The sequence below is a fragment of the Pedobacter flavus genome (genome assembly GCF_036324285.1).
GTDB lineage: Bacteria > Bacteroidota > Bacteroidia > Sphingobacteriales > Sphingobacteriaceae > Pedobacter > Pedobacter flavus.
On the sequence record NZ_JAZDQU010000002.1, the window covers coordinates 643,027 to 655,440 of the forward strand.

At 32.2% G+C, this 12,414-nt stretch carries 9 protein-coding genes; 3 read left to right on the top strand and 6 right to left on the bottom strand.

The window, feature by feature from the left end; translation table 11 throughout:
• Positions 1–12: 12 nt before the first annotated feature.
• From VRU49_RS08955 to VRU49_RS08965, 3 genes are all read right to left on the bottom strand, one after another.
• Positions 13–3,132, bottom strand: a complete 3,120-nt coding sequence (locus VRU49_RS08955; RefSeq protein WP_330146437.1) for a basic secretory protein-like protein — start codon at positions 3,130–3,132, stop codon at positions 13–15.
• Between the two features lie 66 nt (positions 3,133–3,198).
• Positions 3,199–5,652: a transglycosylase domain-containing protein gene (locus tag VRU49_RS08960; protein WP_330146438.1), complete on the bottom strand. Its 2,454-nt coding sequence runs from the start codon at positions 5,650–5,652 to the stop codon at positions 3,199–3,201.
• Positions 5,653–6,560: 908 nt separating this feature from the next.
• Entirely contained in the window at positions 6,561–6,812 is a 252-nt protein-coding gene (locus VRU49_RS08965; protein WP_330146439.1) for a hypothetical protein, read from the bottom strand.
• Between the two features lie 78 nt (positions 6,813–6,890).
• Between VRU49_RS08965 and VRU49_RS08970 the strand changes: the two genes are divergently transcribed.
• Complete coding sequence (locus VRU49_RS08970) at positions 6,891–7,370, top strand: GAF domain-containing protein (RefSeq protein ID WP_330146440.1); 480 nt, start codon at positions 6,891–6,893, stop codon at positions 7,368–7,370.
• An 81-nt stretch (positions 7,371–7,451) separates the two neighbouring features.
• On the top strand, positions 7,452–8,738 hold the full coding sequence (kynU, locus tag VRU49_RS08975; protein ID WP_330146441.1) for a kynureninase: 1,287 nt from the start codon (positions 7,452–7,454) through the stop codon (positions 8,736–8,738).
• Here the strand turns inward: kynU and VRU49_RS08980 are convergent.
• From VRU49_RS08980 to VRU49_RS08990, 3 genes are read right to left on the bottom strand one after another with little or no spacing between them, the layout of a single operon-like run.
• Entirely contained in the window at positions 8,730–10,121 is a 1,392-nt protein-coding gene (locus VRU49_RS08980; RefSeq protein ID WP_330146442.1) for an MATE family efflux transporter, read from the bottom strand. The genes kynU and VRU49_RS08980 overlap by 9 nt on opposite strands.
• A gap of 54 nt (positions 10,122–10,175) precedes the next feature.
• On the bottom strand, positions 10,176–10,802 hold the full coding sequence (locus VRU49_RS08985) for an AlbA family DNA-binding domain-containing protein (protein ID WP_330146443.1): 627 nt from the start codon (positions 10,800–10,802) through the stop codon (positions 10,176–10,178).
• Between the two features lie 9 nt (positions 10,803–10,811).
• The gene (locus VRU49_RS08990; RefSeq protein ID WP_330146444.1) at positions 10,812–11,297 is read right to left on the bottom strand and encodes a DUF4442 domain-containing protein; all 486 of its coding nucleotides are present in this window, start codon (positions 11,295–11,297) and stop codon (positions 10,812–10,814) included.
• Between the two features lie 158 nt (positions 11,298–11,455).
• Between VRU49_RS08990 and hemF the strand changes: the two genes are divergently transcribed.
• The gene (gene hemF / locus VRU49_RS08995) at positions 11,456–12,364 is read left to right on the top strand and encodes an oxygen-dependent coproporphyrinogen oxidase (protein ID WP_330146445.1); all 909 of its coding nucleotides are present in this window, start codon (positions 11,456–11,458) and stop codon (positions 12,362–12,364) included.
• The last annotated feature ends 50 nt before the right edge of the window (positions 12,365–12,414 follow it).

A 12,414-nucleotide genomic window follows, 5' to 3' on the forward strand; every position in this document is an offset into this window, starting at 1 on the left:
GTTGTTTATATTTTACCAACCAGGTGCGAAATTTACACCAAATACACCTTTAGTCCTTAAATCATTTCGTTGAAATGGAATTGCGTAATAAGGTTCTATTATTAAATAACCTAGTAAATTAACTCTTAAAGAAATACCTGTACTTATTGCAGGAACGCGTTCTGCTGGTCTTCCGTTTGGTAGAATTTCTCCGCTAGGTTGACTAGCGAAAGATACTTTCGAGTATTCATCCCAAGCTAAACCCGCATCCATAAATAAATTTAAATCGGTAAATAAAAATTTAGATGGTATTTGTGCTATTTTTTTGGGGCCAGTGAACGGTAATCTAACTTCGAAATTTACCGTAGCTATTTTACTTCCAGATAGTTGATTAATATCGAAAGTTCCTTCTTGTCTTTGAATATTGCTGAATGTATTGGCATCATATCCTCTTATGTAATATGGATAACCCACATACAATGGATATAAGTTTTCTCCATCCTTACCTAAACGCATATAGGTAAATGCTCTTGCAGCTAAGGTTATTGGTTTTAATCTTACGTATTTTCTTAAATCAATGTTTACCGCAGAGAAATTATAATCTCCAAAATACTGTTCACCACTTATTCTGTATCTAAATCCATCTAATGGGGCTGCAACCCCCATAATTGAATTGTCGCCCACAAAACCAGCATTTAATTGGAATATACTAAATGAATCAAACGGCGTTCCGTAGTCTTTTAGGGCTTCTGTGCTACTTAATTTACGTTTATTAGAACCTAAGTATTGTCCGTATGAATCGTAATAATTACTAAATCTATCTATTCTATAGCTATATTTAGAGGCAGCTGTTCCCGCTTCAAATCTATGCACCTTACTAAATGGATATGATGCAAATAGTTGAACTTGATCCTCGAAAGTTCTAACAATATCTGTTCGTTGATTTAAAACATCTATAGTAGTGTTGTTGCTTAGTTCAACTGTTTCTATACCATAAGATTGTAAACCAGAAATATAGGGTATGTGTGATAATGCTGCTCCATAATTTATCCTATAGCGTTGGTTAATATAGCCCACCATTCCGCCAAAATCATAGATTTCTCCGTTTACAGAAACATTGGCAATAATTTGATTTCTGCCTAATATATCACTAAATGTTGCGATTATACCACCTTGTACGCCTGTTCCAAATCTACTGGTTGAAACTCCAACACCACTATTTGCAATATAATCTAAGCTGAATTTTGCTTTGTATGGAACCTCTTTAAATTCATTGGTCTTAATTTTATCAAATCTTTCGAAATTTTTAAGATTTGAATTAATAACATTAACACCTGTATTTTGAACTGGAGGTAATATTGCAGCATTCATATTAACATCATTTTCGTCCACTTGGGTTTTAGAAAAGCTGTTATATGAAGCATTATATAAGGTGTATTTTTGATATCTATAATAACTGTAAACTATATCATCATTTTTTGAAACAGAAATTGCAGGAGAAAATTCTGTAATTCCACTTATGCCTGTAAAATAATCAGTTAGTTGTTTTGTGGTTTTATTTACCAAATCATATTCATATAAATTCCTAAATCCATCTCTATTAGATAAAAAGAATATTCTATTACTATCACCAGAAAAATTTGCGTTTAAATTGTTCGCACCTTTAAAAACGGGTAGGTGAGAGATAGAATTATCTGATAGTTTTATAATGCTAATATTTAATGGATGATAAGATTCATTAGTTCCAGCGATCATAGAAACTCTATCAGTTGAGAATACTATTCTTGTGCCGTCTGGAGCATAGTTTGGCGCATAATCCGAATATATATCATTAGTTAAATTGGTGATTTTCTTTGTTTCAAGGTTATAAGTGAAAATATCACTCTGACCCTCAGCCATCCCAGAGAAAGCAATTTCTTTACCATCTGGCGACCAGGTTAAGTTACCAAACTGTTCTACATTACCCATTGGTGTGTTTAGAATAGTTTTTCCATCATCTATATTTAGTATTAGCAAATGATTTCTTCCTTTACTGAAAATACTAAATGCAAATTGCTTGCTATCTGGCGACCAAGCACCTGAAGATTCCAAGAAATTATAATCATCTATATGAGAGTTAGAAACTTGGCTACTTAATTTTCTAATTATTTTTCCAGTTTTTGCATCCGCTAAAAATAAGTCGATTCCAAATAAATCCTTTTCAGATAAGAAAACAACGTATTGTCCGTTTGGACTAATAGCTGGTGCTAAATTCATCTGACCAGCATTTTTTTCGTCGATAATTTTGTTTCCAATTATTTTAATTTGCGAACTGTCTGATTTAAGCATTGGTCTGTAATGCGTTTCAATTGCACTTTTCCATAATCCTGATAAAGTTTTATCACTGAATCCAAAAGTGTTCATAATACCTTTTTCATAACCAAATCTTGCGGTAGATTTCATTAAAGGTACAATGGTTGTGTCTCCATAAACCGATCCAATAAAGGTCCAGAATGCCTGTCCGTATCTATAAGGGAAGTATTTATTTGAATTACTTAAATCTTTTAGTGAAGGTATATCTCTATTTAACAAGGCATCCCTCATCCACATGGATGTAAATGCGTCTTTCTTTCCAATTGACAGATATTCGGCCATACCTTCTACCATCCATAATGGTATTTGAGACATGTTTTCTAAAGAGAGTGAATCTCTTTCTAATAATGTATGGTATTGAAATGCATGCACTAACTCGTGACCTAATACATGTCGGGTTTGATTGTTAAGCTCCATTACGGGCATAATTACCCTGTTTTTAAATGCTTCTGTTACCCCGCCCGTTCCAATTCCAACGCCACCGCTTAAAGCTGTAGTTTGTTGAAAATCAGCATGATTACTATATAGGATGATTGGATTCTTTTTGAAAAAAGTATCTCTAAATACCTCTTGATGCATTTTATACCAAGTTTCTGCATCATCGGCAAATTTCTTTACTACTGCATCATTTTTAAGGTAATAGTAAAGCTCAAAATGCGGTGTTTGAAGAACTTTAAAATCTTCGTTTTTATATCTAACTCTGTTTTGACCAAAAAATTGAGCATTTGCACTAAAAATGGTTGCAAATAGCAACGTTACCAATGCAAGATATTTTTTTAGGGTATAAATTTGCATATTCATATAGAGTAGTTTAGTAATCTTTTTGCCTGTTTTATATAATTTAATAAAAGCTATTTTGTTTAGCTTTTAATCATTATTTTTTTTCTTTTCTTTTTCTTCTTGTTTTTGCTTTCTTCTTAAATCCCTTTCCTCTTTATTGCTAAGTGGAGTAGGTGGGGTTGGGGTCTGTAAAGATTGGCTGTTCGAACTTTTGTTGTTTTCTCTAATTTGAGGTGTGTTTTCTGGTTCGTTATTAGTTTGTTCTTCTATTATTGTAGGATCTACCTGTTGTAATGAATCAATAGCTAAACTATCGGTTGATGTAGTATCCCTACTTATTCTAGGACTAGGGCAATCGTATTTTATAGTAATTTTAGTAGTTGGTTTAGGGAATTGTCCATACGTATAGCCAGAATTTGGATCGTTATAAACTTTTTCCATAAACTTGGCAAACATTGGTAATGCAGTTCTAGAACCTTCTCCTTGCTCACTATTTTGAAAATGTGCACTTCTTTCATCATTTCCAACCCAAACACCAGTAACTAAATCTTTGGTGATACCCATATACCAACCATCAACGTAATCAGAACTTGTGCCTGTTTTTCCACCAATTTGGTTGTTTTTCTTAAATAAATCCCAACCCCATAAAGCTTGTGAAGTTCCGCCTGGTTCTTCCATACTTCCTCTAAACATATAAAGCATTAACCATGCAATTTCTTCGGTTAATACGCGCTTAGTTTTTGCAGTAAATTCTTCAATTATATTATCATCTAAATCAGTAATTTTTTCAACCAAAATAGGATCTGTTCTTACACCTTTATTTAAAAAGGTTCCGTATGCTCGCACCATCTCAAAAACGGTAACATCATTACTGCCTAAACCAACAGATGGAACAGCAGCTATTTTGCTCTCAATACCACATTCGTTAGCCCATTTTACTACATTTTCTGGTCCAACTTTTTGAGTAAGCTGAGCTGTAATTGTATTAACAGATTTACTCATTGCCCATCTTAAACTCATAGACATGTAGCTGTTAGACCAATCTGCATTTTTAGGTTCCCAATATTCTATTTTACCATTTAATTTATATGGAATACTAACTGGTTTATCTATTAATGTGTCGCAAGGTGTCATCCCGTTTTGTAATGCGGCTAAATATACAAAAGGTTTAAAAGTTGATCCTGCTTGACGTTTAGATTGATTTACATGGTCATATTTAAAATATTTATTATTTACACCACCTATCCAAACTTTTATCTTTCCACTAAATGGATCGAGCGACATCATGCCGGTATTAAGGATTTTTCCATAATATTTTATAGAGTCCATAGTAGAAAATAATGTATCCCTATCACCATACCAAGAAAACACTTTCATTTTCTTCTTTAAGTTTACATAGTGGTTAATTGAATCTTCCTGATTTTTAAATTTAGATTTTAAAAATTTATATAATTCAGTTGTTTTAAGTGCTCTATTTGGGTAATCAATTTTATTGCCTTCAGAATCTTCCCAAGGATCTTCATTACCCCAAGCTGCATAAAATCTTTTTTGTAAGATTCTCATCTGACTACTCATTGCTTCTTCAGCATATTTTTGTAATCTGCTGTCTATAGTTGTATAAATCTTTAAACCATCTTCATACAAATCAATATTATTTTCTTCGCACCATTTCGCTAAATATTTATCTACAGCAGCTCTTAAATAAGAATCACCATTCGCACTTTCTGTGTTATTACCTGGCCTTAATACCAGCTTTTCTTCTTGGTATTTTTTTAAATCTGAATCCGATAAATATTTATATTTATTCATCTGTGAAAGCGTGATATTTCTATTCTCTATCGCTCTTTCTGGATATTTAAATGGATTATATGATGAGGTTGCTTTTAATAGACCTATTAATAATGCTGACTCAGGAACCGTTAATTCAATCGCATCTTTATCGAAATATACTCTTGATGCTGTTTTAATACCGTATGCATTATTTCCAAAAGAAACCGTATTCAAATACATGGTAATAATATCTTCCTTTGAATAATTAGATTCTAATTTTATAGAAGTTAACCATTCTTTTAATTTAGGAATTATTGATCTTACCAATGGAATATAGCGCGTTATACCTTGCGATTTATTATATCTAGTTCGGTATAAGTTTTTGGCCAATTGTTGTGTAATAGTACTAGCACCTCTTTTATCGCCCGTAGCAGTAGAGATACCGCTTGATAATAAGGAAACGAAATCTATCCCGAAATGACTGTAAAAACGAGCATCTTCGCGAGCAATTAATGCTTTAACAGCACTTGGAGCTATTTCGTCATATTTTATAGGTGTTCTATTTTCTCTATAATACCTTCCAATTAATTTACCATCTGTAGTATATAATTCAGAACCAACTTGCTGACTAGGTCTTTTTATATCGGCATAACGCGGAGAGAAACCAAATAGCCAAAGGAAATTTAGTTGTAAGGCACAGAAGAAAAGGATTATTACATAAAAGACGATGGAAGTAATCCTTAAATATTTGTTTTTTATCTCAATAAACATGTGTCTAAATATCTGAATAAATGTATCAAAAAGGGTGTTAAAATCTGTTAAAAGTAGGTTTTGTGACTTTTAATCAAATGGTTGTTTGAACTAACAAATTTCTAGTTTAAAATTAATAAATAACACGACTTTTAGGGAAGAAAGAACTTTTATACGACTAATATAGGTAAAATGGAGGGAAAGCCGTTAAATAGGAGCAAAAAGACATATGCGAATAGAGAAAATCTTATTCGCTTTAAGATAAAATTCGTCTAGAATTATCATCTCAAAGTTTTGAGTGTCCGTAAGTCCGTAAGACCGAAAGGGGGGGTGCTTTCCTAATTTGATCAATGATTTATTCTATGCTCCATATCATTCCGACTTTACTGTCTTCCCAACTTTCCCGTCTTTTACAACAATTTTTATAGTCGGAAAGTCTGTAAGTCCGCGAGTCCGAAAGAGGGGATGCTTTCCTAATTTGATTCAATGATTTATTCTAAGCTCTATATCTTTCCGACTTTACTGTCTTCCCAACTTTCCCGTCTTTCACAACAATTTTTATAGTCGGAAAGTCTTTAAGTCCGCGAGTCCGAAAGTGGGGATGCCTACCTTATTGGATCAATGATTTATTCTTAACTCCAAATCTTTCCGACTTTACTGTCTTTCTAACTTTTCCCACTTTACTGTCTTCATAACTTTTCCGTCTTTTCTGACTTCCTAACTTCCCAACCTCCCATATATTTGGCAAAATTAGGACTCAAAATTATATTTTGTTAATAATCATAAAATACTAATAATCAATATTATTATATATAAAATATTCAATTAATAGTTTATATATCCAATAAAAAAGGGTGTTAAAATCACCCTAATTTTAAAATTATATTTTGTTTAAATGTATTTTGAGTTGTAAATCAATAAGTTATGTCTTAAAAGTTGTTTCTTTTATACGCATTATGGAAAGTTAAGCGCATTTGACTGAAATGCTGTAATGCTTCTTGGATAAAGGCATCATCAATAATTTCAAACACATCGTTTACCCCTCCTCCAGCAAGATCTAATTCTGAAATTTTATAAGATTGTTCCAGCGGTCCTTGCTCAAGTTTCACAATGTATTTTTGGTTCATATTAAAGATGGTGATTTTGCAATCTGGATGGGGAAGTTCTGCTATTATTCTCATGATAATTAATTATAAATTTCAAATTTAACTATTTACTTTTTTAATGACTGTTTGATGTTTAAATCTTAACTTTGAATTATGGCAGAAGATTTAAAAATAATATTAACGGAAGATAAAAGAACAGCTTATCAATCATTAATCCCTCAAATAGAAGCTTTAATTTCTGGAGAATCAGACTTAATCGCCAATATGGCGAATATTTCCGCTGCACTAAAGGAGCAATTTGGATGGTTATGGGTTGGTTTTTATTTGATAAAGGATAATGAATTAGTATTGGGTCCATTTCAAGGTCCTGTAGCATGTACTCGAATTTCTAAAGGAAAAGGGGTTTGTGGAGCATCTTGGGCGCAAGAAAAAACGCTAATTGTGCCAGATGTTGAAGCTTTTCCTGGTCATATTGCCTGTAGTTCTATGTCGAGGTCAGAAATTGTCCTGCCATTTTATCTAAATGATGAAATACAAGGGGTTTTAGATGTTGATAGTATAGAATTAAATACTTTCGATGAAGTAGATAAGGAATATTTAACCCTTATTTTAAACTTGTTAAATAATAAATAATTAAAAATCAGTGGTTTGTATAATTTTTATTGTTGACAAGTCACTTTTCGTAAATTTGTAAGCTATATAAGCATCCAAATAATGACATTTGAAAATACCTCGAGCTTTGCTCAATCTTTAGACGACCAAGATATACTTCGTAATTTTAGAAATGAGTTTTATTTCCCTGATAATAATTCTAGACCAATAAATTATTTATGTGGCAATTCATTGGGTTTACAGCCTAGGTCATTAAAAAATGCTATAGAAAATCAACTTCAAAATTGGGAAAAACTAGGTGTTGAAGGTTGGTTTGACGGTGAAAATCCTTGGATGTATTATCATAAAGAGGTGAAGCGTTTATTAGCACCATTGGTGGGGGCTTCCGAATTGGAAGTTTGTCCGATGAATACGCTTACTGTTAATTTACATTTATTATTAATCAGTTTTTATAAGCCGACTAAAACTAGATTCAAAATTTTGATGGAAGCTAATGCTTTTCCATCAGATCAATATGCAATAGAAAGTCAAATTAGACACCATGGTTTAGATCCTAAAGAAGCTATAGTAGAAGTTAAACCAAAGGATGGTAATTTTACTATTAGTCAAGAAGATATATTAGAAGCTATTCAAGAAAATAAAGATAGCTTATCCTTAATTTTATTTGGTGGGGTTAACTACTTTACTGGTCAATTATTTGATATGGCAGCCATAACCAAAGCTGGTCATGAAGTAGGCGCTTTTGTTGGATTTGATTTAGCTCATGCTGCTGGTAATGTTAAACTGGAGCTACACAACTGGCAGGTAGATTTTGCATGTTGGTGTTCCTATAAATATCAAAACTCTGGTCCAGGTGGTATAAGTGCCATATTTGTTCATGAAAATCATTTCAACAATCCTAACTTAAATAGATTAGCAGGTTGGTGGGGTTATAATGAAAGCAATAGATTTAAAATGGAATCAGGTTTTATACCTGAATTGGGTGCAGATGGATGGCAAATTAGTTGTACACAAGTAATTCCTTTGACCATGTATCATGCTTCTTTAAAGTTGTTTGAGAAGGCTGGTTATATGGATACATTAAGAGAAAAAAGTGTTAAACTAACTTCTTATTTGTACTTTTTAATCCAGGAAGTAAATAATGCATTGGGTATAGAGCAATATAAAATTATTACGCCAGAAGACGAAAATCAAAGAGGTGCGCAGTTGTCTATCATCGCTCAATCAAAAGGCAAGGAGATATTTGATGAGTTGGTAGAAAATAATGTATTGGGCGACTGGAGATCTCCAAATGTAATTAGGTTAAGTCCGGTTCCTTTGTACAACTCATTCGCTGATGTTCATTTAGCTGCGCAAGTATTGTTTAATGTTAGCAAGAAACTACTCTAAATAAGGAATAGGGGCTTGATGCTTATTTTGATTTTTAATTAGCTTCCTAGTCTGATTTTGGAATCTTAAGAATAATAGAACTGATGTGGTTAATAAGGCAAAAGTTAGTCCGTACCATATTCCGTTGATTCCCATTTTAAGATAAATACCTAGGAAATAACCTAGTGGAATTCCAATTACCCAATATGCTAAGAAAGTAATTATTGTGGGGATATTTACATCTCCTAAACCCCTCAATATTCCTAATCCAACAACTTGTGTACCATCAAATAGTTGGAAGAAACCTGCAATGATAAATAATTGAACAGCAATATCTATAACAGCTTTATCTGTAGTAAAAATATAAGGTAAAGTTTTATTTAAAACCATAAATAATATACCGGTTATACTCATTAATAGTAAAACTAAATGGTAGCTAGATATCGCCGATAAGCGTAAGCTTAAATAATTCTGACTTCCTAAACTACTACCAGTTTTAATAGTTGCTGCAGACGCAATTCCACTCGCCATCATATATGTCATTGCGGCTAAAGTAATCGTGATTTGATGCGCAGCTTGGGTAGCAGGATTAATTGTACCCGCTAATATAGCCGCCCCACTAAAGGCACTTATTTCAAATAAATACTGCATTGAAATAGGGATTCCAATTTTGAAAATATTCTTAATTTTTTCCTTGGTATAATAGAAAAAGTTGAAGTTCTCTAAATATTTCTTGAAATGTTTTGATCGCATTACATATGCACCCATGGCTATAGCCATAAGTATTCTATCAATTAAAGTGCTGTAACCTACGCCTTTTACGCCCATAGGCTCTATTCCGAACATGCCCTTTACAAATATTACACCTAAAATAATATTGATTAAATTACCCCAAATAGAGACCATCATGGCTTGAAAAGTAAAACCTAATCCTTCAGTAAACTGCTTAAATGTTTGAAAAATCATTAATGGTATAATAGAAATTCCTAATAACATTAAGTAGGGTTTTGCAACGCGAACAACTTCTGGATCTTGTCCGATATGATCTATTATAATTAACGTTCCGAAATAAACAAATATGAATAATACGATACTAATTAATATATTTAAAATTAAGCTGTTAGATAATAATTTACCACATTCATGATAGTTTTTAGCACCATTTTCTCTAGCAATCAATGGTGTTAATCCGTTAGCTACGCCCATTCCAATAACTAATACCATCATAAATATGCTATTTACTAATGAAACAGCTGCTAATTCTGTTGTGCCAGCAAAATGACCTACAATAATACTGTCTGCAAGATGTACTAAGGTGTGCCCAAGTTGGGATACAATGATTGGTGAAGCTAATAAAAGTGTCTCTTTATAATAGGTTTTATATTTTTGTAGAAGTAAGTTCATTTAAAATATTATGTTATTGTTTGATAGCTGTATATTGCTATTTGTCTAAATTATTTATTCAGCTAAACTGAAGGTTTCTAACTGGCCATCCCAGTTAGATTTTAGTAGGCCAGCTATCAATAATTTAGCTAAAATCTTGGATGATTTTTTATTGGATAGTCTGGTCAATTTTGTAAATTCTTTTAGATTAATCTGAGGTGTGGTTTGTAAATATTTAAATAATTTTTCTTCATTGATAGAGTATTTTATTTCTTGATCAATGTGTTGATTTTTTAAAACTTCTAATATGATACTACTGGCCAATACAGTTTTATCTTTTATTCGAATATATGCCCACCATTTATTCTCTTCATCTAAAGCGAAATAAGGTTTATCGTCGCTTTCCGGAATTTTGGCTAATAAAACAAGTTTATCATCAACAGAGAATTCTTGAAAAGTAATATTTATACTTGGTTTGCTGTATTGATTAGCAGCTTTTAGTATCATAAATCGCTCTTCTTCTTCATCTTTAACCCCTTTAATGGAACCATCATCTTTAACCCCAATTAACAAAACACCACCTTTATTATTGGCAAAAGCAACCAATGTTTTCGCGATTTTATGACAATTACTAATCGTGTTTTTGAAATCTACAGTTTCATTTTCACCTTCGATGATTAAGGATTTTATAAACGAAGTCATTTTTAATCATTAAATAGATACTTTTTGGGTTTCACCAAAATGTTTATTTCTTAAATATACTTCATTCATTACAGTAGCGCAAAGTAATCCACTTTCATCATATAATTCCATGGGATAAGCTTTAACAAATTTTCCATTTTCTGTTAAACACTGTTCAGCATCGGCAAGCATCTCATCCGTAATTTTCACTGTAAAATGTAAATCTTTCTTACCTGGCTTTAAGTATTGAATACTGGCACTTTTTAGCCATACTCTTACTTTATACCCTTTACGTTTTAAAATTTGATCGAATAATAATGCATAAAATGGATCTGTAGCTGCATATATTGTGCCGCCAAATATGGATCCATTATAATTTCTATTAACTATACTGTTTTTAATTTTAACATCAACACCCCGAAAGTTTTTATGGAATTTTTTGACAATTATTCTTTGAAATAATAAAGGCGGATAAAAATTCAATGCCCATTTTAATGTTCTCTCAGAAACCTTCATTTTTTAAAATTGCATAAATAACCGTTCTAATCAAAGATTAATTAAATTTAAATTTTTGGGATTCGGCTATTAAAGCATTTATTTTTTATGTCATGTTCATTTAACTTTCTAAATCTTATAGTCTTAGAATTATCACCTTTGCTTATATTTACAACCGTATGAATAAAGAAGAAGTATTAGAGAAATATAAGTTGTTGCAAGATAGGATTTGCAATGCTTTAGAAGTTTGTGATGGAAAAGGCAAGTTCCAAGAAGAGAGCTGGAACCGAGATGGTGGAGGTGGGGGAAGAACCAGAATTTTACAGGAAGGCAATGTGATTGAGAAAGGTGGTGTGAATTTTTCTGCAGTTCATGGAGAACTTCCTAATGCCATTAAAAAGGCGTTTAATACTAATGATGAAGAATTTTTCGCAACAGGCGTTTCTATTGTAATCCATCCCAATAACCCACATGTTCCAATTATTCATATGAATGTGCGTTATTTCGAAACTTTTGATGGTAATGGAAATGCAGGTTTAAAATGGTTTGGTGGCGGGATAGATTTAACCCCTCATTATATAATAAAGGAAGATGCCCAATTCTTTCATCAAGCTTTAAAAAATACTTGCGATCAGTTTAACGCTTCATTTTACCCTGATTTTAAGAAAAGAGCCGATTCTTATTTTTTTATTAAGCATAGAAACGAAACCCGCGGAATAGGTGGAATTTTCTATGATCGTTTACAGCCTGAGAATACAGGACTGTCATGGGATGATATTTTAGCCTTTTCTATTGCTGTTGGTGATACTTTTGCACCTGTATACACGGAATTGATGAACAGAAATAGAAATAAATCATATACTGAACAAGAACAAAACTGGCAATATATGCGTAGAAGTAGGTATACTGAGTTTAATTTGGTGTATGATGCTGGTACAAAGTTCGGTTTAGAAACAAATGGAAGAATAGAAAGTATCTTAATGAGTTTACCTCCAACCGCAAAATGGATTTATAACTATGAGCCAACTGAAGGAAGCGCTGAGCAGGAGACCTTAAGTTTATTGAAAATGGGAATTGATTGGGTGTAAAACTTCAATCTACTGTTGATAAATTATTTAAATTCTATTTCACTTCGATG

Excerpts from the sequence above, each read along its gene's own strand:
- VRU49_RS08955 (WP_330146437.1), bottom strand. The coding sequence starts at position 3,132 with ATGAATATGCAAATTTATACCCTAAAAAAATATCTTGCATTGGTAACG.
- VRU49_RS08960 (WP_330146438.1), bottom strand. The coding sequence starts at position 5,652 with ATGTTTATTGAGATAAAAAACAAATATTTAAGGATTACTTCCATCGTC.
- VRU49_RS08965 (WP_330146439.1), bottom strand. The coding sequence starts at position 6,812 with ATGAGAATAATAGCAGAACTTCCCCATCCAGATTGCAAAATCACCATC.
- VRU49_RS08970 (WP_330146440.1), top strand. The coding sequence starts at position 6,891 with ATGGCAGAAGATTTAAAAATAATATTAACGGAAGATAAAAGAACAGCT.
- kynU (WP_330146441.1), top strand. The coding sequence starts at position 7,452 with ATGACATTTGAAAATACCTCGAGCTTTGCTCAATCTTTAGACGACCAA.
- VRU49_RS08980 (WP_330146442.1), bottom strand. The coding sequence starts at position 10,121 with ATGAACTTACTTCTACAAAAATATAAAACCTATTATAAAGAGACACTT.
- VRU49_RS08985 (WP_330146443.1), bottom strand. The coding sequence starts at position 10,802 with ATGACTTCGTTTATAAAATCCTTAATCATCGAAGGTGAAAATGAAACT.
- VRU49_RS08990 (WP_330146444.1), bottom strand. The coding sequence starts at position 11,297 with ATGAAGGTTTCTGAGAGAACATTAAAATGGGCATTGAATTTTTATCCG.
- hemF (WP_330146445.1), top strand. The coding sequence starts at position 11,456 with ATGAATAAAGAAGAAGTATTAGAGAAATATAAGTTGTTGCAAGATAGG.